General features: G+C 65.9%; 22 protein-coding genes. 12 read left to right on the plus strand and 10 right to left on the minus strand.

The genetic code is table 11. The features are described 5' to 3' along the window. Positions 1 to 4: 4 nt before the first annotated feature. The 4 genes from HBE64_RS13575 to HBE64_RS13590 all read right to left on the minus strand — a co-directional run bounded on the left by HBE64_RS13575 (position 5) and on the right by HBE64_RS13590 (position 5276). Positions 5 to 1000 (minus strand): ABC transporter permease, encoded by a 996-nt coding sequence (locus HBE64_RS13575; protein WP_167102885.1) that lies wholly within the window; start codon positions 998 to 1000, stop codon positions 5 to 7. Further along, positions 1000 to 1878 carry an ABC transporter permease gene (locus HBE64_RS13580; RefSeq protein ID WP_167102888.1) on the minus strand — a complete coding sequence of 293 codons (879 nt, stop codon included), beginning with the start codon at positions 1876 to 1878 and terminating at the stop codon, positions 1000 to 1002. Before HBE64_RS13580 ends, HBE64_RS13575 begins: the two co-directional genes overlap by 1 nt. Further along, positions 1878 to 3194 carry an NtaA/DmoA family FMN-dependent monooxygenase gene (locus tag HBE64_RS13585; protein WP_167102891.1) on the minus strand — a complete coding sequence of 439 codons (1317 nt, stop codon included), beginning with the start codon at positions 3192 to 3194 and terminating at the stop codon, positions 1878 to 1880. Before HBE64_RS13585 ends, HBE64_RS13580 begins: the two co-directional genes overlap by 1 nt. Before the next feature lie 108 nt (positions 3195 to 3302). Beyond that, positions 3303 to 5276, minus strand: coding sequence for an ABC transporter ATP-binding protein (locus tag HBE64_RS13590; protein ID WP_167102894.1), 1974 nt, complete (start codon positions 5274 to 5276; stop codon positions 3303 to 3305). A gap of 230 nt (positions 5277 to 5506) precedes the next feature. On the opposite strand from HBE64_RS13590, the gene HBE64_RS13595 reads away from it, so the two are divergent. Beyond that, positions 5507 to 5992 (plus strand): NADPH-dependent FMN reductase, encoded by a 486-nt coding sequence (locus HBE64_RS13595; protein ID WP_167102897.1) that lies wholly within the window; start codon positions 5507 to 5509, stop codon positions 5990 to 5992. Continuing rightward, on the plus strand, positions 5992 to 6489 hold the full coding sequence (locus HBE64_RS13600; RefSeq protein ID WP_243841652.1) for a flavin reductase family protein: 498 nt from the start codon (positions 5992 to 5994) through the stop codon (positions 6487 to 6489). The genes HBE64_RS13595 and HBE64_RS13600 overlap by 1 nt, the downstream gene beginning before the upstream one ends. Positions 6490 to 6495: 6 nt before the next feature. Here HBE64_RS13600 and HBE64_RS13605 read toward each other — a convergent pair whose 3' ends face one another. Continuing rightward, positions 6496 to 8118 (minus strand): ABC transporter substrate-binding protein, encoded by a 1623-nt coding sequence (locus HBE64_RS13605; RefSeq protein ID WP_167102903.1) that lies wholly within the window; start codon positions 8116 to 8118, stop codon positions 6496 to 6498. Between the two features lie 134 nt (positions 8119 to 8252). Next, positions 8253 to 9566 carry an NtaA/DmoA family FMN-dependent monooxygenase gene (locus HBE64_RS13610; protein WP_167102906.1) on the minus strand — a complete coding sequence of 438 codons (1314 nt, stop codon included), beginning with the start codon at positions 9564 to 9566 and terminating at the stop codon, positions 8253 to 8255. A 170-nt stretch (positions 9567 to 9736) separates the two neighbouring features. Between HBE64_RS13610 and HBE64_RS13615 the strand changes: the two genes are divergently transcribed. Then, positions 9737 to 11044 (plus strand): NtaA/DmoA family FMN-dependent monooxygenase, encoded by a 1308-nt coding sequence (locus HBE64_RS13615; protein ID WP_167102909.1) that lies wholly within the window; start codon positions 9737 to 9739, stop codon positions 11042 to 11044. Positions 11045 to 11120: 76 nt separating this feature from the next. Here HBE64_RS13615 and HBE64_RS13620 read toward each other — a convergent pair whose 3' ends face one another. Together HBE64_RS13620 and HBE64_RS13625 are read right to left on the minus strand one after the other, a co-directional pair. Then, on the minus strand, positions 11121 to 12062 hold the full coding sequence (locus tag HBE64_RS13620) for a hypothetical protein (RefSeq protein WP_167102913.1): 942 nt from the start codon (positions 12060 to 12062) through the stop codon (positions 11121 to 11123). Continuing rightward, positions 12028 to 12348: a hypothetical protein gene (locus HBE64_RS13625; protein WP_167102916.1), complete on the minus strand. Its 321-nt coding sequence runs from the start codon at positions 12346 to 12348 to the stop codon at positions 12028 to 12030. Before HBE64_RS13625 ends, HBE64_RS13620 begins: the two co-directional genes overlap by 35 nt. A 379-nt stretch (positions 12349 to 12727) precedes the next feature. Between HBE64_RS13625 and HBE64_RS13630 the strand changes: the two genes are divergently transcribed. Continuing rightward, positions 12728 to 13720, plus strand: a complete 993-nt coding sequence (locus tag HBE64_RS13630; RefSeq protein ID WP_167102919.1) for an IS481 family transposase — start codon at positions 12728 to 12730, stop codon at positions 13718 to 13720. Here the strand turns inward: HBE64_RS13630 and HBE64_RS13635 are convergent. Beyond that, positions 13717 to 14379 (minus strand): hypothetical protein, encoded by a 663-nt coding sequence (locus HBE64_RS13635; RefSeq protein WP_167109170.1) that lies wholly within the window; start codon positions 14377 to 14379, stop codon positions 13717 to 13719. The two genes, HBE64_RS13630 and HBE64_RS13635, sit on opposite strands and share 4 nt — an antisense overlap. Before the next feature lie 66 nt (positions 14380 to 14445). On the opposite strand from HBE64_RS13635, the gene HBE64_RS13640 reads away from it, so the two are divergent. From HBE64_RS13640 to HBE64_RS13650, 3 genes are read left to right on the plus strand one after another with little or no spacing between them, the layout of a single operon-like run. Next, positions 14446 to 15048: a TetR/AcrR family transcriptional regulator gene (locus tag HBE64_RS13640; protein ID WP_167102922.1), complete on the plus strand. Its 603-nt coding sequence runs from the start codon at positions 14446 to 14448 to the stop codon at positions 15046 to 15048. After that, positions 15048 to 15938, plus strand: coding sequence for a haloalkane dehalogenase (locus tag HBE64_RS13645; RefSeq protein ID WP_167102924.1), 891 nt, complete (start codon positions 15048 to 15050; stop codon positions 15936 to 15938). Before HBE64_RS13640 ends, HBE64_RS13645 begins: the two co-directional genes overlap by 1 nt. A gap of 9 nt (positions 15939 to 15947) precedes the next feature. Continuing rightward, on the plus strand, positions 15948 to 16289 hold the full coding sequence (locus tag HBE64_RS13650) for a gamma-glutamylcyclotransferase family protein (RefSeq protein ID WP_167102926.1): 342 nt from the start codon (positions 15948 to 15950) through the stop codon (positions 16287 to 16289). Here the strand turns inward: HBE64_RS13650 and HBE64_RS13655 are convergent. Next, entirely contained in the window at positions 16286 to 16714 is a 429-nt protein-coding gene (locus HBE64_RS13655; protein ID WP_208300688.1) for a hypothetical protein, read from the minus strand. The two genes, HBE64_RS13650 and HBE64_RS13655, sit on opposite strands and share 4 nt — an antisense overlap. Before the next feature lie 214 nt (positions 16715 to 16928). On the opposite strand from HBE64_RS13655, the gene urtA reads away from it, so the two are divergent. The 5 genes from urtA to urtE are packed head-to-tail and all read left to right on the plus strand — an operon-like array spanning position 16929 to position 21713. After that, on the plus strand, positions 16929 to 18191 hold the full coding sequence (gene urtA / locus HBE64_RS13660; RefSeq protein WP_167102930.1) for an urea ABC transporter substrate-binding protein: 1263 nt from the start codon (positions 16929 to 16931) through the stop codon (positions 18189 to 18191). A gap of 36 nt (positions 18192 to 18227) precedes the next feature. Next, positions 18228 to 19112: an urea ABC transporter permease subunit UrtB gene (urtB, locus tag HBE64_RS13665; RefSeq protein ID WP_167102932.1), complete on the plus strand. Its 885-nt coding sequence runs from the start codon at positions 18228 to 18230 to the stop codon at positions 19110 to 19112. Then, the gene (gene urtC, locus HBE64_RS13670) at positions 19109 to 20221 is read left to right on the plus strand and encodes an urea ABC transporter permease subunit UrtC (RefSeq protein WP_167102934.1); all 1113 of its coding nucleotides are present in this window, start codon (positions 19109 to 19111) and stop codon (positions 20219 to 20221) included. Before urtB ends, urtC begins: the two co-directional genes overlap by 4 nt. After that, on the plus strand, positions 20218 to 21021 hold the full coding sequence (gene urtD / locus HBE64_RS13675) for an urea ABC transporter ATP-binding protein UrtD (RefSeq protein ID WP_167102936.1): 804 nt from the start codon (positions 20218 to 20220) through the stop codon (positions 21019 to 21021). Before urtC ends, urtD begins: the two co-directional genes overlap by 4 nt. Further along, positions 21021 to 21713 (plus strand): urea ABC transporter ATP-binding subunit UrtE, encoded by a 693-nt coding sequence (gene urtE / locus HBE64_RS13680; protein ID WP_167102939.1) that lies wholly within the window; start codon positions 21021 to 21023, stop codon positions 21711 to 21713. The genes urtD and urtE overlap by 1 nt, the downstream gene beginning before the upstream one ends. Positions 21714 to 21743 lie beyond the last annotated feature (30 nt).

A 21743-nucleotide genomic window follows, 5' to 3' on the forward strand; every position in this document is an offset into this window, starting at 1 on the left:
CGGCTCACATCGCCACCCGTGGATCGGCCAGCGACTGCAGCATGTCGATGACGATGTTGGTCAGTACGTAGAGCGCGCCGACCACCAGGGTGACACCGGCGATCGCGTTGAAGTCCGCTTTCTCGATGGCACGGGAGATGTAGAGGCCGATGCCGGGCCGCGCGAAGATCAGCTCGACCAGGATGCAGTTGCCCACCATCACCGCGAGCTGCAGCCCCAGCAGGGCCAGTACCGGCCCGACCGAGTTACGCAACGAGTGCACGACGAGAATTCGCTTCTCCGACAGTCCGATCGAGCGGGCGGTGCGGGTGTGGTCGGCGCGCAGGGTGGCCTCCAGGCTGCTGCGCAGCACCCTGCCGACGGCTACCGCCGGTGTCACCGCTAGGCAGAACGCGGGCAACAGCAGGTGCAGCAGGTCGTCGGCGAAGATATCGGGGCGCCCGGCGAGCAGGCTGTCGACGAGCAGGAAGTGGGTGGGTCCGGTCGGGGCGTCGACGAACGAGGTCTGGCCGGTCACCGGCAGGATGTTAAGCCACCGGTAGAACACCAGCATCCCGAGCAGGCAGGCCAGGAACACCGGGATGGAGGCGCCGGAGACCATCACCACCCGCAGCACGCCCGACCCGCGCCATCCCTGTGCCGTCGCCAGGCCCAGAACGAACCCGATGATGACGGTCAAAATCATTGCCACAAAGAGCAATTCGAGCGTAACGGGAAGGAAGCTGGTCAGATCGGAAAGGACCGGCGTGCGGGTGACGGTGGACTGGCCCAGGTCGCCGGTGACGGCTTTGGTCAGGTAGTGCCAGAACTGGATGGGCAGCGGCTGGTCGAGGCCGAGTTTGGTGCGGGCCGCGGCGTAGACCTCCGGGGATGCCTTGGCGCCCACCAGCGCCGCCACCGGGTCGACCGGCGCGAGTTTCTGCAGGGTGAACACCGCCAGGATCAGGACGACGAGCACCGGGATCGCGCCGAGCAGGCGTCGGGGCAGGACGGTCAGCATCAGCGGTCCCGGATCCGGGAGCGGATGGCGTCACCGGCGAAGTTGGCGATCACCGCGATGACGGCGACCCCGACCGCAGGCATGATCGGGATCCACCACGCACTGAAGATGTAGGTGACACCCTGGGCGCTCATCGACCCGAGTTCCGGGGCCGGTTGCGGCGCCCCCAGTCCGAGGAACGACAAGCCGGCCACCATCAACACCAGGGCTGCGATGTCGAGGCTCGCCGTGACGATCGTCGCCGGGATGGCACCGGGCAGCAGATGCCGGTACATCAACCGCCACTTGCTCGCCCCGCCCACCTCGGCGGCTTCCATGTGCGGAGAGGCCCGCAACCGGCGGACCTCGGCGCGCACGATGCGCGCATACAGCGGCCACCACACGATCGCCACCCCGATCAGGGTGTGCGCGTACGAACGTCCGATCGAGGCGACCACCGCCAGCGCCAGAATCGGGCCGGGCAGCGCCAGAAACGCGTCGGTGACCCGCATCAGAATCGTGTCGACCCATCCGCCGCGGGCACCGGCGACCAGCCCGACGACGCCGCCGACGACGACGCCGAAGGCTCCCACCGCCAGCGCGCCAAGCCAGCTGGACTGCATACCGCACAGCACCCGGCTGAGAATGTCGCGCCCGACCGTGTCGGTACCGAGCAGGTTGGTCCCGTTGGGGGGTGCCATCGGCGCACCGACGACTGCAAGCGGGTCATACGGGGCGATGTGGCGGGCGAACAGCGCGATGACGAACATCGCCGCCAGTCCGGCGAACGCCACGTAGTCGGGCACCGACGTGCCCTGGAAGTACTGCCTGAAACCCAGCCCGATCCGGCTCCGGTAGCGAACCAGCGGAGTCGGTACGTAGTACTCGGCGACGGCCATCAGAACTCCCGCAGCGTCTCGCGCAACGTGGTGCCGCTGTATGAGGTTCGGGTCAGGCCGAGCCGCTGTAGTTCGGGGACGAGCCCGTCGGTGATCGAGGCGATGTAGTTGCGGTTGAGGTCCCAGCCCGGCTTCATGATGAGGAATCCGTCCCCGCCGATCTCCTCCATCGCCTCCCCCATCTTGCGGGCCACGTGCTCGGGTGTTCCGATGAACTCCACCCCGGTGGTGGCCCAGTCGATGGCCAGCTGGCGCAGCGTCTTGGGCCCGGGTGAGCCGTCGCCGCGCATGAAGTGTTCCAGCGACCCCCGTTCGCCGTTGGTGGTGAGATCCTCGGGAAGTGGCTTGTCCCAGTCGAACTGCTTGAAGTCGATCTCGGTGTTCGAGGAGATGCCGGCCAGCGACTTCTCGATGTAGGCGTCGGTGGACACCAGCCGGTCGAGCTCAGCGCGAGCCTCGGCCTCGGTGGGCGCCACCGTCGGTGAGATGCAGAACATCAGTTTGATGTCGTCGGGGTTGCGGCCGGCGGCGGCAGCACGGGCCCGAATGTCGTTGCGGTAGCTTCGCATCCCTTCGATTCCGGTGCCGACGGCGACGATCGCGTCGGCTGCCCGGGCGGCGAAGGCGCGGCCCCGAGGCGATGCGCCGGCCTGCAGGATGGTGGGCTTGTGCTGCGGTGAGGGCACCGTGTTGAGCGGTCCGCGGGACTTGAAGTACTTGCCCACGAACTCGATGGGGCGGACCTTGCGGTGATCGGCGTACGTGTGCGTCTCGCGGTCCATCACCACCGCGTCGGCGTCCCAGGAGTCCCAGAGTTCGCACACCAGGTCGTAGTACTCGTCGGCGACGTTGTAGCGCTCGTCGTGCTCGGGTAGTTCGTCGAGGCCGAAGTTCTGTGCGGCGCGGTCCTCGGCGGAGGAGACGATGTTCCAGCCGAATCTGCCCTCGGAGATGGAGTCGACGGTGGAGGCCAGCCTCGCCAGCAGGTACGGCGGATAGAAGGAGGTCGACATGGTGGCCACCACACCGAGTCGGGAGGTGTTGGCGGCGATCAGCACGGCCAGCGGCACCGGGTCGTGCTTGGGCGCGAACACTGAGTTCTTCAGCGAGCCCTCCATGCTGCCGCCATAGGCGTCGGCCACCATCACGGTGTCCTCGATCATGATGAAGTCGAAACAGGCCCGCTCCATGCTGCGCGCCATGTCGACGTAGAACTTGCCGTTGGGCCACTTTTGGACATCGGGCGCAGCCCAGGGCGTATCCCATTCGGGCGGAATGAAATTCATGAACCAGCCGAGGTGAAACTTGCTTGTCATACCGAACTCCTTGCTGCACTTCATCCGAATATGGTGTTGTGGTTCTATCCGACACCGAGTCGATATCGGCGGTGAATCCTTCTCGTCTCCAAGGGATTACGCCGATGATCAGCCGGCAATGAGGTCCTCTTGCTCGCCGGTCGCCAGCAGGCATGAAGCCAGTTGCCTGCTGGTGGCGTCGATGGACAGCAGCTGAGGTGACTGGACCGTGCAGCGGTCGACCCGTTCCGGGCAGCGCGGGTGGAACGCACACCCGGTGGGCACGGCCAGCGGACTGGCGGGTTCACCCGACAATCGCACCGGTGCCGCACCGGGCGACGGCACGGCGGCCAGCAGCGCCTTGGTGTAGGGGTGCTTGGGGCTGTTGATCAGTTCCTCGGTGGGGGCCAGCTCGACGATCTGACCCAGATACATCACGGCGATGCGATCGGAGATGAACCGGGCTGCAGCCAGATCGTGGGTGACGAACATGACGGACATGCCGAGCTCGCGGCGCAGATCCTGCAGCAGGTTGAGCACCGACGCGGCCAGCGAGGCGTCCAGCGCCGAGGTGGGCTCGTCACACAGCAACAGCCGTGGCGGCACGATGATGGCGCGGGCCAACGCGACCCGCTGACGCTGCCCCCCGGACAGGCTGGAGGCCTTGACTGCGGCGACGTCGGGTGGCAGCCCCACCTGTCGCAGGACCTCGTCGACGCGGGCGGGCCGGTCGGTGCGGTTGGTGCTCTTCAGCAGGCGCTCACCGACGATCTCACCGACGGTCATCCACGGCGTCAGCGACGCCCCGGCGTCCTGGAACACCACCTGCGGGCGGGCACCGAGGTATTCGACGCTGCCGCTGTCGGGATGCAGCAGGCCTGCGACCACCCGCAGCAGCGTCGACTTACCCGAACCGGACTCCCCCACCACGGCAATGGATTCCCCGGGGGCGACGTCGAGAATGACGTGCCGCAGCGCGTGCAGGGCGTCGCGTTTGAGCAGCCCGCGGCTGACGGCGAACTGTTTGTCGACTCCGTTGATCTGCAGCACCGGGCGTTCTTCGTCCACCGGCGGCATCGGGCGGAATGCGCGTGCCTCCCCGCGGTGCTGGGCGACGGCGGCGGCGTCCTCGACCACGCAGGCGACCAGCCCGGAGTGGGTGGGGGCCGGCAGCGGTTCGGGCACCGACACCGAGCACGCGTCGACCGCGGCGGCGCAGCGCGGGCTGAACGCGCAGCCCGGCGGGTGGTTTCGGGGGTCCGGTGGCTGGCCGGGCAGCGCCGCAATGGCCTGTCCCAGTGGGAGATCCAGATCCAGCCGAGAGTTCAGCAAGCCGACCGTGTACGGGTGTGACGGCGCGGCCAGCACGTCGGCCATTGTGCCGAGTTCGGCGAGCCGGCCCCCGTACATGACCGCGACGCGGTCGCAGATCTGCGAGGCCACCCCGATGTCGTGGGTGACGACGATGAAGGAGGTCCCCAGTTCGTCGCACAGTTCCCGCAGCAGAGCCAGCACCTGCGCCTGCACGGTCACGTCCAGTGCGGTGGTGGGTTCGTCGGCGATCACCAGGTCGGGCTTTCCGGCCACCGCCATCGCGATCATGACGCGTTGCCGCAAACCTCCGGACAGCTCGTGCGGGTAGGCCTTCATCCGCCGCACCGGGTCGGGAACCCCGACCAGGTCTAGCAGGCGCCGCGCTTCGTCGTAGTCGCCTGCGGCTTCGGTGACCTGCCTGCCCACCCGCATCGTCGGGTCAAGCGAGGTCATCGGATCCTGGAAGACCGCACCCAGGTGGGCGCGTCGCACCCGCCTGCGTTCCTCGGGATCCGCTGCCACCATGTCGATGCCGCAGACCTCGGCGCGCCCGGTGATCCGCGGGGCCGGGTCCCCGGTGAGCAGGCCCAGAAGGGCAAGGCCCATAACGCTTTTCCCGGAACCGGACTCGCCGACGAGGGCCAGAATCTCACCGGGCAACACGTCGAGGCTCAACCCCCGCAACGCGTGCACGTCGACGCCGCGGCGGTTGAACGTGACGTGCAGATCGTGCACCCTGGCCCTCGGCTCGACGCCGGCGGCGCCGGGGTCGTGCGATGCAATGCTCATGTCTTCGCCCTTGTACGTGAGGTGGTCTCAACCGGTGTGGTGAAGCGACGAGCGCGGCCGTCATGGGCCGCTCGGGCAGATTTGAGCAAACCCGCACTGCGTGACGCGGATAGGTCACCGAGGTGTCGATCGCATTGCGCCGATGACCGAGCACCGCTACCGTCGCGGCGCAATGCAAGCGTTACCCCGGCGAAGGTCGGCAGAAATACCGTGCCGATTGACTCACAGCCATGACTGTCGTTGTCGTAGGAAATCCCAAACCGATGTCGCGGACCCGCGCTGCCGCAGAGATGGTGGCCCGCAAGCTGACCGGAGCTGAGCCCGACCACGTCATCGACGTCGTCGACCTGGGCCCCGGGCTGCTCGGGTGGGGTGATCCAGCCGTGGCCGCCGCCAAGGCACTGGTGCTGGGCGCCGACTCGCTGGTGGTGGCCTCCCCGACATTCAAGGCCACCTACACCGGGCTGCTGAAGCTGTTCCTGGACCAGTTCGGGCAGGGCGAGCTGAACGGGATCACTACCTACCCGCTGATGCTCGGGGCGTCGCCGATTCACGCCCTCGCACCGGAGCTGACGCTGCGGCCGGTGCTCGTGGAGATCGGGGCGAGCTGTCCTGCACCGGGGCTGTTCCTGCTCGATTCGGAGTATGAGACCGCACCGGATCTCGACAATTGGCTGCAGATGGCTCGCCGCTTCGTCCCGCAGGTCTCGTCGTGATCAGCGCGGTCGACGGGCAGTTCGAGCCGGGGCTGCTGCGTCAGGCGTTCGGGTGTTTCCCCAGCGGCGTCACCGCGTTCTGCGGGCTGCGTGACGGCCTGCCCGAGGGGATGGCGGCCAGTTCGTTCACGACGGTGTCCCTGGATCCGCCGTTGGTGTCGGTGTGCGTCGCCAACACCTCGACGACCTGGCCCAAGCTGGCCACGCTGGAGCGCCTCGGCTTGTCGGTGCTGGCCGACGAGCACGCCCTGGTGGCACGGTCGCTGTCGGCGAAGACCGGTGACCGCTTCGCCGGGGTGGGCTGGACGGCCGCCGACAGCGGCGCGGTGTTCGTCCACGGCGCCACCCTGTGGCTGGAGTGCGCACCGTTCAAGCGGGTGGAGGCCGGTGATCACGAGATCGTCGTCCTGCAGATCACCGCCCTGGCCACCTACCCGGATGTCTCGCCAATCGTGTTCCACCGCAGCAGCTTCCGCGAGCTGTCCTCCGCCGGCTGAGCGCCGTCACGCCCGTTTGAGCGCCTGCGGCCAGAAGATCGCCGGGTAGAACGAATTGTTCTCGACACCCGTGATGTAGCTGTGTGCGATCGTCGAGTTCGGCGGCAGGCACAACGGGATGAACAACGCGTCGTCCAGGATGATCTTGCTGCACTGCTGGTAGGTCGCGGTGGATTCCGCCGGGGTGAGGGCCTGCACCGCCTGGTCCATCAGCTTGTCCAACTCGGGGTTGGAGTACTGGTAGAAGTTCAGCGGTTTGGCCCCGGTGCGCAACAGGATCCGGAACGTCGTGTCCAGATGCAGTGCGTCCCCGCCGAGGAAGGTCACCATCATGTCCGGTCGCTTCTCCGGCGGCTGGTTGGCCAGGTCGAACTGCTCGGCGACCGGGATGGTGCGCACCTCGACCTCGAATCCGTAATTGGCGAGCTGGGTTTGAATGATCTCGGCCATCTGCTGGCGCGGTGCGCCGCCATCAGCGCTCCAGGCCAGGTCGATCTTCTTCGACGGCAAGGTAGGCACGATCGCCTTGAGCGCGGCGTCGTCGATCTGTTGTGGGAACGGCGCCAGGGCGGACGGGAAGGTTTCCTCCGGCCACATGCCGGCCTGCACGCCGGTCAGCCCGCCCCAGGCGTTGTCGACCACCGACTTGCGGTCCAGCGCCGGCAACAGGGCCTGGCGCAGCGCCTTGTTGGCGAACAGGCCGGAGGTCGGGTTCAGCCATATCGCTTCTCCCACGCCGCCGAAGGAGTTGACGACGCTGAATTGCGAGTTCTTCTGGTAGGCCAGCACATCGGGGATCGCGAATCCCTTGGTGACCATGTCGAATGCACCGGAGTCCAGTTGCAGTTTCTGGGTTGCCACTGCGGGTGTGATGTCGATGCGGATGCTCTTGAATGCGGGCTTCTCACCCCAATAGTCGGGGAACGCTTCGAGCAGGTAGTGGCTTCCGGCGACGAACTCCTTGAACACGTACGGCCCGGTGCCCGCGTCATGGGTTTTCAGCCATTCCTGGGCCAGGTCGTCGCCGACGGCGTTGGTGGCCACCGCGGTGGGGCTGACCGCGAACGGCTGCCAAGGGCAGGCGAGGTAGTGCAGGAAGGCGTTGTTGCGTTCCTTGAGGGTGACCACGAACGTGGTCGGGTCGGGGGCGGCGGTCTTGGCCACCCCGGCCACCATGTAGGCAGGGCCCTGGTCGACCTTGGCGCGGCGCTCGAAGCTCTTGACCCATGCCTGCGCGTCGGCCAGGGTGCCGTCGTGGAACTTGACGCCGGGCTGCAGGGTGAAGGTGTAGGTGAGCAGATCCGGTGAGACGGTCCAGGATTTGGCCAGGCTGGGGATGATCTGCGAGGAGCCCGGGCGGTAGCGCACCAGTCCTTCGTAGGCCGATTCCATCACCTGCACGCCTTCGCCCTCGTACATGATGTCGGGGTCGGGCACCTGCATGTCGGCCAGGAACGGCATCCGAAGATCCAGGGTTCCTCCGCTGCTCTGGGTGCCTGTCCCCCCGCCGCAGGCGGCCAGCCACGACGCCAGACCGAGACCGCCGACGGTGATACCGCCGGCTTTGAGGAACGCCCGGCGGTTCCACTCCGGTCCGGTGATACGGGGCCGCGGTGTGTTGTCGATCATGAATGCCTCCTGCTGGTCAGTTGTGCGACCTGTGCACGGCATTCCTTGGCGTGCGTGTCTTCGACGAGTAAAGCGTGGCTGCGTGACACGGCGGCGTCGCCGTAGTGCCCCGCGTATTACGCCGGTTTCGGGGTCTAGAACTCGAGCAGATTTTCGCGGAAGGTGCGGTGGTGGTAGCCATCTCGGATCAGCCCGCGCTTACGCAGCGCCGGGGCAAGGCCGTCGGCGATCTCGGCGATGTTGCGCCGGGTGACTACCGGTGACAGCAGGAACCCGTCACCGCCCACCTCGTCCATGGCTTCGCCCATCTTGGCGGCCACAGTGTCGGGGGAGCCGACGAAGGCCAGGCCGGCATGGGTGTCGACGGTGGCAATGGCCTCCCGCAGGGTCTTGCCGCGGGCTCCTTCGATGAAGGTGCGCAGGGTGCTGGTCTCCCCGTTGCCCCACACGTCGGGGACTTCTTTATCCAGGTCGAAAGTGGAGAAGTCGTACTCCCCTCCCGAGGTGTAACTGAGCCCCCACAACGCCTTTTCGATGGCGTGGTCGCTCCACCGGGCGGCGTTCATATCGTCCTGGCGGGCCTGGGCGACGCGGTCGGTGTCCCCGAGGATCGGGTCGATGAGGAACAGGATCTTCAGCTCGCTCGGGTCGCGACCGTATTCCTTCATCCGGCGGTGCATGTCGATACGGAAGGCCTTCATCGACTCCACGCTGGTGCCGTGGGCGAGCATCGACTCGGCGTATTTGGCGGCCAGATCACGGCCGGCCGGGGAGGCGCCGGCCTGGACGATGACCGGTCGGCGTTGCGGGCCGGGGATCGTGTTCAGCGGGCCGCGGGTGCGGAAGTACTTGCCCTCGAAGTCGACAGTGTGCACCTTGGTGTGGTCGGCGTAGCGCGGAGTGTCCTGGTCGACCAGAACCGCACCGGGTTCCCAGGAATCCCACAGTGCGCCAACGGCTTCCATCCACTCCTTGGCCATCTCGTAGCGTTCGCTGTGTAGCATCAGGTCGTCGTAGCCGTACTGCTGGGCGGCGCGGGCCGAGCTCCCGGTGACGACGTTGAGCCCGACCCGGCCGTCGGTCAGGTGGTCCAGGGTGGTCATCGTCCTGGCCGCCATGAACGGGTGGTAGAAGCTGGTGGACAGCGTGACAGCGATGCCGATGTGTTTGGTGCGCTGGGTCAGCAGCGGGATCATCGGCACCGGGTCGCATTTGGGGGCCAGCATGCCGTATTTGAGGGTGGTCTCCATGGACCTGCCGTAGGCGTCTTCGACCATGCTGGTGTCTTCGACCAGCAGGTAGTCGAAGCAGGCCCGCTCCAGCGAGGCGGCCAGGTCGACGAACAGGTCGCCTTTCATCCAGTCGTGGCCGGTGTTACCCGCCCACGGGTCCAGCGCCCAGGTCTGCACGCTGAAGCCACTGCCGAGGAACCACCCGAGATGAAACATGTTGACCTCCTTGGCACCCAATGTGACTGGTCGATGTTTCCGCCCGACGGCGAGTTGCGTTCCGCGCGCATTACGCCACTTGAGGTTGTCGGCCACTCCTGCCCGGTGGCGTAATGCCGATGTGCCCGGGGTGCCACAGTCTCGAAATCAGCTGGCGGTGAACTCATGTCATGGCGAAGAAGATGCATCTCGGTTGGTTCATGAACTACGCTCCCCCGCAATGGCTCGACCGGTTCGACCGGGTCAACACGTCGTGGACCAACGCCGACTTCCACATCGAGATGGCCAAGATGCTCGAGGGCGCGTGCTTCGACTATCTGATGATCGAGGACACCCTGATGGTGTCCAACGCGTTCGGCGGCTCAACCGAGGCCACCCTCAAGCATGCGCTGCAGGTGCCGAAGATGGATGCCACCGTGCTGGCGGGGGCGGTGGTGAAGGCGACAACGAAGCTGGGGGTGATCGCCACGGCGTCGATCCTGTCCTATCCACCGTTCACACTGGCCCGGTTGATCGCCAGCCTCGATCATCTCTCCGACGGCCGGTTCGGCTGGAACATCGTGACCTCCGGTGAGGAGCAGGCCGCCCACAACCTGGGTCTGGACACGCTGCCGCCGCGCCAGCAGCGCTACGACATGGCCGACGAGTTCGTCGACGTCGTCACCAAGCTGCTGGCGTCGTGGGACGAGGATGCGGTGGTGATGGACCGCGAGTCACAGACGTTCGTCGACTACACCAAGGTTCACGAGGTCAACTTCGTCGGCAAGTTCTACAAGTCGCGCGGGCCGCTGAACGTACCCCGCACCCCGCAGGGCCGCCCGGTGTACCTGCAGGCCGGCGGTTCACCTCGGGGGCGGCAGTTCGCCGCCGAGACGGCCGACTCCATCGTGGCCATCGCCGAGGGCATCGAGGGAATGATCGAGTACCGCAACGATATTCGGGCCCGCGCTGCGGCGGCCGGGCGAAATCCCGACGACATCAAGGTGATGTTCCTGGTGACCCCGGTGCTCGGTGACAGCGCCGAGGACGCCGAAGCCAAGCGCTACAAGATGGTCAACACCGATGCGTTCATCACCAGCCAGCTGGGCATGATCTCCACCGTCACCGATATCGACTTCTCGAAGTTCCCGCTCGATGAGGCGCTGCCGGAGCTGAGCACCAATGGCGAGCAGGGATCGCTGAACAAGTTCCAGCAGGTCGGCAGCGGAAAGACACTGCGGCAGTTGGCCACGACCGCCACCGGATTCGCCAGTTGCCTGCCGCTGGTGGGGACACCCGAGTACGTCGCCAATCAGATGGCCGAGGCGATGGATGCCGTTGGCGGGGACGGGTTCCTGCTCACGACCCCGATCCAGCACTTGAGCCGGCGCTACGTCACCGACATCACCGAAGGGCTGGTGCCGGCGTTGCGCGACCTGGGCCTGGTGCGGGAATTCTATGAGTACGACACGTTGCGGGAGAACCTGTTGGCGTTCTAGGTCAAGGTCTGAACCCCTATTAGTGCGGTAAACCACGCCCCACGGCAGTAGGTAAGCGGCACCCGACCCACTGGTGTCAGGCGCGGCTGCTTCGAACGCCCGCCCTTATGGCCGTTGGGTTTGTGAGTATCGCGCCGGTGTTTATGCAAACGGCTCCTAGCGGGGCGTCCTGGGAGGTATCGATGTCGCCATCGGGTCGGAGCCAAGCTCGGTATTCTCGTCCGGTCAGCGTACGAGTGACGCAGAGAAGGTCGGTTTCAATACCTGCATTGTTGGCTGCGCTCTGGAGACTGCGGGCATTGGCCGCGCACTTTGAGACCCGACGCTGCCTGGTGTAGAAGCTCTCGAGGGCAGCGTGCGCGATGAATCTGCCGCCGAGCTCAATGCCGTTTTTTGTTCGCTCTGCTTCTCGCGCGGCCCACCACCGAACTCTGGACTGCTCGAGAGCAAGCGTGAAGGGAACTTCGACATCCACGATCGTCAAGTGCTCGTAGTCATCAGAAGCCAAGTCGGTCACATAGCTGCCAACAAGCGGCTTCCAAGAAAGGGTGCCTTCCATGACGAAGTTCTCCCCCAAACGCAGGGACACCGCGCGAACACGATTCGCAGCATCGGTCGAAGCATCGTGCACCCATCTCGCCAGCTCGCAAGGATGAACCGGCCTGCCGTCGGCCAACACGTGGTTGTGCCTGATATCAAGTAGCCCAGCCCATTCCAGTCGCATCAGGATGAGATCTTTGATCTCGTCTGAGTCGATGCGACGGTAACCGGCGCCCAACATGTCGACCGCAAAGGACTTACCGGCACCGGGTACACCGGCGGTGATGATCGCGGCACGACCGTGTGTCGGCGCATTGGGGCATCCAGCGCGGTACTCATGAACGATCTGCTCAATGAGCGAATCATTGAGGCAACGCTGCACTGCGGTGGGAACGGCGAACTGCCCCCCATGATGGAGGGCAGTGAGCTGAGAATGGACCTTATTACGCAGTCGGCGATTGGACTGCGGAGCTGACACTCTCGTATTCCTCGTCGCTGAGCAGTCCGAGTTGATGGGCGGTGCTCACCTGCGTCCAGGTTCCGGGTATGGATCCCTCATGGGGATAGGGCGCGGCCTGGGTGAAGGTGTAATCAAGACCGCGAAGCTGTTTCAACAGCTTGGCCCGGGGGGTCCGGTCGACGGTGGCGCGCAGGATGATTTCTTCGGGACCCGGTGAATCCCCGAGGGCGCTGGCTCCGCGCAACAGTCGGCCCACCCGCGGCTGCGTGGTACACAACACCTCAGCGATTTCGCGTTGACTCATCCCGGACCGTTGAAGGTCGCGCGCAGCGCGCATGTCATCAATACGCAGCAAGCGTTCCTGTGCCCGGCGAACCTGTGCCTGGTGGGCGATGTCTTCAACACTGCGCTCCGCGCCGACAGTCCGTTCGATCGTTGTAGGCATCATTCCTCCATCTGATACAGAGCGTATCAGATGGTGAAACGAGCCGTATCGCGGACAGCGGTGCAGTCGATGCCCACGACATCATCACAATCGGCGACCCACCCCGCCCCTAGTTGTACTGCCCAGGCAGGTTGGTCGAAGAAGTGTGACGACGCGCTTTAGCGGTCGTTGATTGGCGAAGGTCTCCTGTCGTGGAGTGGAGCTGCTACCACTTCACTGCAACGAACAGGAGACCTTCGTGGTCCACGCTAACGCTGTTCTGACTCCTCGGGGCCGGTTGCTGCTGGCTCGCCGCGTGGTCGAGGAGGGCTGGTCCATTGCCCGAGCCGCTGAGCACTTCCACGTCTCGTGGCCGACAGCTAAACGCTGGGCATCGCGTTATATCGCGATGGGTGCGGCCGGGATGAGTGACCGGTCCAGCCGGCCTCACCACTGTCCCCATCGCACACCGCTGCCGGTAGTGCGCAAGATCGTGGAGTTGCGATGGAGGCAGCGACTCTCGCCGCTGGCGATCGCCTCGCGACTGTCGATGGCCGCCTCGACAGTTCATGCGGTACTGGTCCGGTGTCATTTGAATCGGCTGTCCCACATCGATATCCGCACCGGTGAGCCGATTCGCCGTTACGAGCATGACCGCCCGGGCGCGATGATCCACGTGGATGTCAAGAAGCTGGGCAACATCCCCACCGGCGGTGGGTGGCGCTTCGTCGGGCGTGCCCAAGGAGGCCGGAATCGCCGCACCACGAGCGGGACCACCCGCAACAAGCATCACCACGAACTGCTGGGATACGGCTTCGTCCACACCGTCATCGACGACTACTCGCGAGTCGCCTACGCCGAGATCCACGACGACGAGACCGCCACCACCGCCGCCGCGGTCTTGCGTCGCGCGGTGGCCTGGTACGCCGCCAGGGGCATCACCGTCGAGCGCGTGCTCTCCGACAATGGCGGCTGCTATCGCTCGTTCGCCTGGCGTGATGCTTGTGCCGACTTGCAGATCAAACACCTCCGCACTCGCCCGTACCGCCCTCAGACCAACGGGAAGGTCGAGCGATTTCACCGCACCATGGCCAACGAGTGGGCGTTCGCACGCCACTACCGCGACGAAGGCACCCGACGATCAGCGCTACCCGGCTGGCTTCACACCTACAATCACCACCGGCAACACTCCGCGATCGGCAAAGTCCCACCCATCACCCGATTGACCAACCTGCCTGGGCAGTACACCTAGTCGTCCAGCTCCCCGGCAATCCCCCGCTCCAACGCACCGCGCGTCCGATCCGGCAGCACCACCAAGCCCTCGAGTTCACCGCGCGCCAGATCATAGGCACGCTCACGCTCCTGCGGGGTGGCGCCGCCGTCGGAGGCCACCCGCAGCAGGCTCTGGGCCCGGGTCAGCCGCTGCTGGTCCTCGCGGCTGAAGTCGCTGCGCCGCCGGCGCACCGCCTCGGCTTCAGCGGCGTCGAACGCCGTCGCGTAGGCCTCGACGGCGTCCAGATACTGCCGCGCCGCTTCGGGGTCGTCGAGCAGGTCCTCGGCCTTGGCCGGCCGCAGCAGATCGGCCCGCAGCTTGGCCCGGTGAAACGCCACCGTCAGCGGCTCGCGCATGTCCGTGATCACCGGGAAGTCCAGCAGCTTGGCGGCATCGAGTTCGTAGTCCAGCCAGCGCGTGTCGGTGCGGCTGTGTTCGTCGAGCACGCGGGTGATCGTGCGCCATTGCGCTGCTTGGCTTTTCGGCTCAGAACGCGGCAGCGGCAGAGCGGGTTCATCAGCAGAACCCGGGTTCTGGCGCCGGTTGATGGCCGAGACCCCCTTGAAGGCCGCATAGATCGCACCCGCCAACGGCACCAGGATGAGCAGGAGCTCGGCCAACCGGAAGATCATCCCCACACCAGCCAGCATGCCACCACGGGGTATTGGCATGATGCCTATCATGTGATTAGCATGATGACCATCATGCGAAATGCACCGTCTCGCCGCCGGCTCGGCAAGCAGCAGTCCCTCGAGCGGATTCTCGACGCCGCCGCCCGCAGGCTGCGCGAAGAGGGCATCGAAGGAACCGCGATCGCCCCCGTCATGCACGACGCCGGACTCACCCACGGCGCCTTCTACTCCCATTTCGGCACCAAGAACGAACTCGCCGACGCCGCATTCGCCCACGCCATCACCACCGGCCGCTCGCACTGGATCAAACCCGGGCCGAAGGAACCGTGGAACGAACGGCTCAAACGCCTCGCCCAGCGCTACCTCACCCCGGCGCACCGCGACGACCTCGGCACCGCATGCGGCTTCGCCGCGCTCAGCTCGGATGCCGCCCGCGCCCCGGACAGCTTCCGCGCCACCTATCAACGCGAGCTGGAGATCTCCCTGGCCGCTGTCTGCGACGGCGACGAATCCGACGAACGCATGGACGACGCCATCGCGCTGGCCATCATCTGCTTCGGCGGCATCGCCCTGGCCCGAGCGCTACCCGACGACGAGTTCTCCGCGCGGGTTCTGCGGATCGCCCGAGAAACCGCGGCCACCTACGCCGACCACAACCCTCACGAAGGACGCTGATGACCAACGCCACCCCGTACGGCCACCTGAAATACGCCGAGGTCCTCGGTAGACGCATGGCCTACATCGACGAGGGCGCCGGTGACGCGATCGTCTTCCAGCACGGCAACCCCACGTCGTCATACCTATGGCGCAACGTCATGCCCCACCTCGACGGCCTGGGCCGGCTGGTCGCCTGCGACCTGATCGGCATGGGCAGCTCCGACAAACTCCCCGACTCAGGTCCCAGCAGCTACCACTACCGCGAGCAGCGCGACTACCTCTTCGCCCTCTGGGACGCCCTGGACCTCGGCGACAACGTGACCCTGGTTCTGCACGACTGGGGCACCGCACTGGGATTCGACTGGGCCAACCAGCATCGCGACCGCGTAGCCGGCATCGCCTTCATGGAAGGCATCGCCAAACCGATCACCTGGGCGAACTTTCCTAACCGGGTGCGTCCGGTCTTTCAGGGCTTCCGCTCCCCTGAAGGCGAGCAGATGGTCCTGACCGACAACGTCTTCGTCGAGGACGTGCTGCCCGCCTCGATCCTGCGCCCCCTGTCCGACGAGGAGATGGAGCACTACCGCCGCCCCTTCGCCACGCCCGGCGAGGACCGCCGCCCGACACTGTCCTGGCCGCGCAACATCCCGATCGACGGGGAGCCCGCCGGCGTCGCCGCCGTGGTGAGCGACTATGCCGCATGGCTCGAAACCAGTGATTTACCAAAGCTTTTCGTCAACGCCGAACCGGGAGCGTTGATGCGCGGCGAGATCCGCGACTACGTGCGCACCTGGCCCAACCTCACCGAGGTGACCGTGCCCGGCATCCACTTCATCCAGGAGGACAGCGCTGACGAGATCGGCGCGGCCGTCGCCCAATTCGTGCGGAGCCTGCAGCCTGCTGCTTGACTTGCCGTCATGCCGCAGACCGAACTGCTCTTCTCCTACGGGACGCTGCGCCAGCGCGAGGTTCAGCTGGCCACCTTCGGCCGCGAACTCGACGGCGAGCTCGACGCCATCGCCGGATACGACCTGGACTACGTGACGATCACCGACCCGCACGTCATCGCCACCAGCGGCAGCGACCGCCACCCGATCCTCAAACCCGCAGGCGGCGATGCCGCCGTGGAGGGCACCGTCTTCGCGATCACGCCAGCCGAACTGGCGGCCGCCGACGACTACGAGGTCGACGACTATGCCCGCGTGGCCGTTCCGCTGCGATCGGGCCGGACCGCGTGGGTGTACGTCTTCGCCGGTTAGGACGTCCAGCGCGACAGGTAGCACTGCGGGCTGTACGGCGCGTCCTGCGCGACGGCCACCTGGCCGTCGACAGTGACCTCGCAGTGCGCGTTCGGCGCCGCCTGGCCACCATGGGTGGTACTGCTCACCTGCAGGAACGCCCATTGCGGATCAGCGAGCGTGGTGGTGAAGACCCACGGCGCGTCCGGCGACACGCTGATCGTCTCGCGCTTCATGAAGGGGTCGGAATTGGCGTTGAACGCGTCCTTGCTCGGCGGCTGCGCGGTCAGATAGGTGATGGTGAAGTCGTACGTACCGCCCGTGGCGAGCGTGTAGGTCACCTGGTGCCCGGCCGCCGGATCGGCGGCAGCAACCGCCCCAGTGCCGGCAACACCGGCAGCCGCCAACACCAGCGCCGCACCAACCCTTGCTGTCACTGTTCGCATATCGGCCATATCGGCCACCGTACCGAGCCCGTTACGCGATGCGCCGCCCGGATCGGCCCAGCGAAGTAGCTAGCACGTTAATGCATTCGTCACATACAGACATTTCACAGAAACGTCGGCGCTCTAACGTCCGGTGTCTACATCGCTGTGGGTCCCGTCGGCTTCGTTGCTGCCGGGACCCAATGATTGTCACTGGCAATAGGAAAGGGCATCCATGCACCTTCGACGTTCCGTGGTGAACCGATCGGCACTGGCCGCAGGAAGTGTCGTATTCGCGGCAAGCCTGGTGTTGTCCGGCTGCGGCAGCAAGGCCAGTGAGACCGATTCAGCAAAGTCGGAATCGTGCGTGGACACCTCAGGTTCCAGCATCAAGGTGGGCTCGTTGAACTCGCTGTCGGGAACGATGGCGATCTCCGAGGTCACCGTACGGGACTCGATCAAACTCGCCGTCGACGAGATCAACGCCAAGGGCGGCGTTCTGGGCAAACAGATCACGATCGTGGGCGAAGACGGCGCCTCTGACCCGGCCGTTTTCGCCCAGAAGGCCGAAAAGCTGATCAAGGACGACTGTGTGGCCGCGGTGTTCGGCGGCTGGACCTCCTCGAGCCGCAAAGCCATGCTGCCGGTCTTCGAGAGCAACAATTCGCTGCTCTACTACCCGGTGCAGTACGAGGGCCTGGAATCCTCCAAGAACATCTTCTACACCGGCGCCACCACCAATCAGCAGATCGTGCCAGCGCTGGACTATCTCAAGGAGAAGGGCGTCAAGTCGCTCTACCTGGTGGGTAGTGACTACGTGTTCCCGCAGACCGCCAACCGCATCATCAAGGCGTACGCGGCGGCCAACGGCATCGAGATCAAGGGCGAGGACTACACCCCACTGGGCTCCACCGACTTCTCGACGATCGTCAACAAGGTCCGCGCGTCCAACGCCGGAGCGGTGTTCAACACCCTCAACGGCGACTCCAATGTCGCGTTCTTCAAGGAGTACACCAACGCCGGACTGACCGCCCAGAAGATGCCGGTGGTCTCGGTGTCGATCGCCGAGGAAGAAGTCCAAGGCATCGGCGCACAGAACATCGAAGGCCAGTTGACGGCGTGGAACTACTACCAGACCCTCGACAACCCGGTGAACAAGGCCTTCGTCGCGGCATTCAAGGCCAAGTACGGCGCCAACCGGGTGACCTCTGACCCGATGGAGGCCGCCTACGTGTCGGTCTACCTGTGGAAGAACACCGTCGAGAAGGCAAAGTCCTTTGACGTCAAGGCAATCCAGGACAACTGCGCCGGGGTCACCTTCGACGCCCCCGAGGGTCTGGTCACCATCGACGGCGAGAACCACCACATCACCAAGACCGCCCGCATCGGCGAGATCCACCCGGACGGCCTGATCTACACCATCTGGTCCTCCCCCGGCCCGATCACGCCGGATCCCTACCTGAAGTCCTACCCGTGGGCCAAGGGTCTGTCGGGCTAGACAGGGGCGAGTGGAGCGACGGGGAAATAACACAGCATGGATGTCCTTGTCGGACAGCTGGCGACGGGATTGAGCCTCGGCTCGATCCTGTTGCTGGCTGCACTGGGACTCTCACTGACCTTCGGTCAGATGGGCGTCATCAACATGGCGCACGGCGAATTCATCATGGTCGGCTGCTACACCGCGTACGTGGTGCAGAAGGTGATCTCGAATGCCGGTGCCTCCCTGCTCGTTTCGCTGGTCGTCGGGTTCGTGGTCGGCGGACTGCTCGGCGTGCTGCTGGAGGTCACGCTGATCCAGCGGATGTATGACCGTCCACTGGACACGCTGCTGGTGACCTTCGGTGTCGGGCTGATCCTGCAACAGGCCGCCCGCAGCATCTTCGGTGCCCCGGCGGTGAACGTGACCGCGCCGTCCTGGCTGTCCGGCGGTGTCGAAATCCTCGGCGCCGTGGTGCCCAAAACCCGCATCTTTATTCTGCTGCTGGCCGTCGTCGCGGTCGTGACGCTGACGCTGCTGATGAAGACCAGCCCACTGGGCAGGCGGATCCGGGCGGTGGTGCAGAACCGCGACCTGGCCGAAACCAGCGGCATCTCCAGCCGCAAGACCGACATCACCACCTTCTTCATCGGGTCGGGTCTGGCCAGCGTGGCCGGCGTGGCGCTGACGCTGATCGGCTCCACCAGTTCGACCATCGGGCAGAGCTATCTGATCGACGCGTTCCTGGTAGTCGTGGTCGGCGGGCTCGGCCAGATCAAGGGCACCGTCATCGCCGCGTTCGCATTGGGGCTGCTGAACTCGTTCATCGAGTACAGCACCACCGCGTCGCTGGCCAAGGTGATCGTGTTCGTGATCATCGTGATCTTCCTGCAGGTCCGCCCGCAGGGCTTGTTCACGGTCCGGACGAGGAGTCTCGTATGACCCGAGCCGTTATCGGACGCTGGCAGACCTGGGCCGGTTTCGCCGTCGCCGCCGCCGTGCTGTTCGGCCTGGCACCCGCGGTGCTCAGCAGCTTCCGGCTCGGCCTGCTGGGCCAGTACCTGTGCTTTGCCATCGTGGCGGCCGGCATAGGGCTGGCCTGGGGCCGCGGCGGCATGCTCACCCTCGGCCAGGGCGTGTTCTTCGGCCTGGGCGCGTACATGATGGGTATGCACCTCAAGATCGCCGACGCCGAGATTCGCAAACAGGCGGTGCCCGACTTCATGCAGATCGCGGGAATCCCTGCGCTGCCGTCGTATTGGGAACCGTTCTCCTCGGCGGCGTTCACGTTGTTCGCCATCGTGGTGATCCCCACCGCGATCGCCGCGCTGCTGGGTCTCGGTGTGTTCAAGCGGCGGGTCAAGGGCGCCTACTTCGCGATCCTGTCCCAGGCGTTGGCCGCCGCGCTGGCGATCCTGCTCGTCGGGCAGTCCACCCTCGGTGGCAGCAACGGGCTCAACGGTTTTCGCACCTTCTTCGGGTTCAAGCTGTCCGACCCGGTGAACCGACAGATGCTGTACTTCATCGCGGCGGGCACCCTGCTGGTGGTGGTCGCGGTGGTCCGGCAATTGATGCACAGCCGCTACGGCGAACTGCTGGTCGCCGTGCGCGACGGTGAAGAACGGGTCCGGTTCCTGGGCTATGACCCGGCCAATATCAAGGTGGTGGCCTACACCCTGGCGGCGCTGTTCGCCAGCATCGCCGGTGCGCTGTTCGCCCCGATCATCGGGTTCATCACCCCGGCTCAGGTCGGCGTGGTGCCCTCGATCGCGTTCCTGATCGGGGTGGCGATCGGCGGGCGGACCACACTGCTCGGCCCGATCCTGGGCGCCGTCGGAGTGGTGTGGGCGCAAACCGCGTTCTCCGAACGCTTTCCGTCGGGCTGGACCTACGCCCAGGGCCTGCTGTTCATCGTCGTCGTCGGGTTCTTCCCGGCCGGCCTGGCCGGGATCGGGACGCTGCTGCGCCGACGCCGCCGCAAGGCCGAGCCGCCCGCGGCACCCGACCCGGGTCCGCTCGACGAAGCCGAGAAGGTCGGAGCCGCATCATGACACTCGCCGAACCGATCGCCGGCGGCAATGTCGGCATGGGCAGCGAATACCTCGAAGTTCGCGATCTGACAGTCGATTTCGACGGCTTCAAGGCCGTCAGCGGCGTCGACCTCACCCTGTTCCAGGGCGACCTGCGGTTCCTGATCGGACCCAACGGCGCGGGCAAGACCACCGTCATCGACGCGATCACCGGGCTGGTCCCGGCCAGCGGATCGGTGAACAAGTCCGGCGCTGAACTACTCGACAAGAAGGTCCACCAGATCGCCAGGCTCGGGGTGGGCCGAACCTTCCAAACCGCCAGCGTCTTCGAACAACTGACCGTGCTGCAGAACCTCGACATCGCCGCCGGGGCAGGCCGTTCCTGGTGGACCTTGCTGCGCAGGCGCGGGGCAGTCCTGCCGGCGATCGAGGAAGCCCTGGAGACCGTCGGCCTGACCGGGCTGGCCGACCAGCCGGCCGGCGTGCTGGCCCACGGCCAGAAGCAGTGGCTGGAGATCGGCATGCTGCTGGTACAGAACGCCGACGTCCTGCTGCTCGACGAGCCCGTGGCCGGCATGAGCGGCGAGGAGCGCGAGGAGACCGGAAACCTGTTGCGCCGCATCGGTTCCACCCGCACCGTGGTCGTCGTCGAACATGACATGGACTTCATGCGGGCGTTCGCCACGTCGGTGACGGTGCTGGCCCGCGGCCAGGTCATCGCCGAAGGTACGGTCGCCGAAGTCCAGGCCAACCCGAAGGTGCAGGAGGTCTACCTCGGCACCGCCGCGGCCGGGGCCTCCGATTTGGAGAGCGACGAATAATGCTGGAACTCATCGATGTTCGTACCGGGTACGGGCGTTCGCAGGTCATCCACGGCGTGAGCGTCGAGGTGCCCTCCGACGGGGTGGCCGCCGTCATGGGTCACAACGGCGCGGGCAAGACCACCCTGCTGCGCGCCGCGGTGGGTCTGCTCAAATGCTCGGCGGGCAAGGTGATGATCGGCGGTGAGGACGTCACCAAACTGCGTCCCAGCGCGCGGGTGGCCCGCGGCCTGGCCTACGTGCCGCAGGGTCAGCAGTCCTTCGGTCAGCTGACCACCGCCGAGAACCTGCAGGTGGTCGCCGACGGCCGCAGAGGAGGCAAGCAACTCGTCGACGAACAGCTCGACCTGTTCCCCGCGCTCAAGGAGCTGCTGGGCAGGCGCGCCGGTCTGCTCTCCGGCGGCCAGCGCCAGCAGCTGGCGATCGCCCGCGCCCTGATCACCTCGCCGAAAATCCTGATCCTCGACGAACCCACCGAAGGCATCCAGCCGTCGGTGGTCGCCGAGATCGAGGCCGCCATCACCGCACTGACCAGCCGCGGTGATCTCGGTGTCCTGCTGGTCGAACAGCACATCGGCTTCGCGCTGGAGTCGGCCCAGCAGTACTACATTCTGGAGTCCGGTCGGGTGACCTCCAGCGGTGCCGGCGGGTCTGCGTCGGAGGCCGATGTGCGTGCGGCGATGGCGATCTAGGGTCACCAGCCCACCGGCGCTCGGCGCTGT

The sequence above is a fragment of the Mycobacterium sp. DL592 genome (assembly GCF_011694515.1).
Taxonomy (GTDB): Bacteria; Actinomycetota; Actinomycetes; order Mycobacteriales; family Mycobacteriaceae; genus Mycobacterium.

Excerpts from the sequence above, each read along its gene's own strand:
- HBE64_RS13575 (WP_167102885.1), bottom strand. The coding sequence starts at position 1,000 with ATGCTGACCGTCCTGCCCCGACGCCTGCTCGGCGCGATCCCGGTGCTC.
- HBE64_RS13580 (WP_167102888.1), bottom strand. The coding sequence starts at position 1,878 with ATGGCCGTCGCCGAGTACTACGTACCGACTCCGCTGGTTCGCTACCGG.
- HBE64_RS13585 (WP_167102891.1), bottom strand. The coding sequence starts at position 3,194 with ATGACAAGCAAGTTTCACCTCGGCTGGTTCATGAATTTCATTCCGCCC.
- HBE64_RS13590 (WP_167102894.1), bottom strand. The coding sequence starts at position 5,276 with ATGAGCATTGCATCGCACGACCCCGGCGCCGCCGGCGTCGAGCCGAGG.
- HBE64_RS13595 (WP_167102897.1), top strand. The coding sequence starts at position 5,507 with ATGACTGTCGTTGTCGTAGGAAATCCCAAACCGATGTCGCGGACCCGC.
- HBE64_RS13605 (WP_167102903.1), bottom strand. The coding sequence starts at position 8,118 with ATGATCGACAACACACCGCGGCCCCGTATCACCGGACCGGAGTGGAAC.
- HBE64_RS13610 (WP_167102906.1), bottom strand. The coding sequence starts at position 9,566 with ATGTTTCATCTCGGGTGGTTCCTCGGCAGTGGCTTCAGCGTGCAGACC.
- HBE64_RS13615 (WP_167102909.1), top strand. The coding sequence starts at position 9,737 with ATGGCGAAGAAGATGCATCTCGGTTGGTTCATGAACTACGCTCCCCCG.
- HBE64_RS13625 (WP_167102916.1), bottom strand. The coding sequence starts at position 12,348 with ATGAGTCAACGCGAAATCGCTGAGGTGTTGTGTACCACGCAGCCGCGG.
- HBE64_RS13640 (WP_167102922.1), top strand. The coding sequence starts at position 14,446 with ATGCGAAATGCACCGTCTCGCCGCCGGCTCGGCAAGCAGCAGTCCCTC.
- HBE64_RS13645 (WP_167102924.1), top strand. The coding sequence starts at position 15,048 with ATGACCAACGCCACCCCGTACGGCCACCTGAAATACGCCGAGGTCCTC.
- HBE64_RS13650 (WP_167102926.1), top strand. The coding sequence starts at position 15,948 with ATGCCGCAGACCGAACTGCTCTTCTCCTACGGGACGCTGCGCCAGCGC.
- HBE64_RS13655 (WP_208300688.1), bottom strand. The coding sequence starts at position 16,714 with ATGCGAACAGTGACAGCAAGGGTTGGTGCGGCGCTGGTGTTGGCGGCT.
- urtA (WP_167102930.1), top strand. The coding sequence starts at position 16,929 with ATGCACCTTCGACGTTCCGTGGTGAACCGATCGGCACTGGCCGCAGGA.
- urtB (WP_167102932.1), top strand. The coding sequence starts at position 18,228 with ATGGATGTCCTTGTCGGACAGCTGGCGACGGGATTGAGCCTCGGCTCG.
- urtC (WP_167102934.1), top strand. The coding sequence starts at position 19,109 with ATGACCCGAGCCGTTATCGGACGCTGGCAGACCTGGGCCGGTTTCGCC.
- urtD (WP_167102936.1), top strand. The coding sequence starts at position 20,218 with ATGACACTCGCCGAACCGATCGCCGGCGGCAATGTCGGCATGGGCAGC.
- urtE (WP_167102939.1), top strand. The coding sequence starts at position 21,021 with ATGCTGGAACTCATCGATGTTCGTACCGGGTACGGGCGTTCGCAGGTC.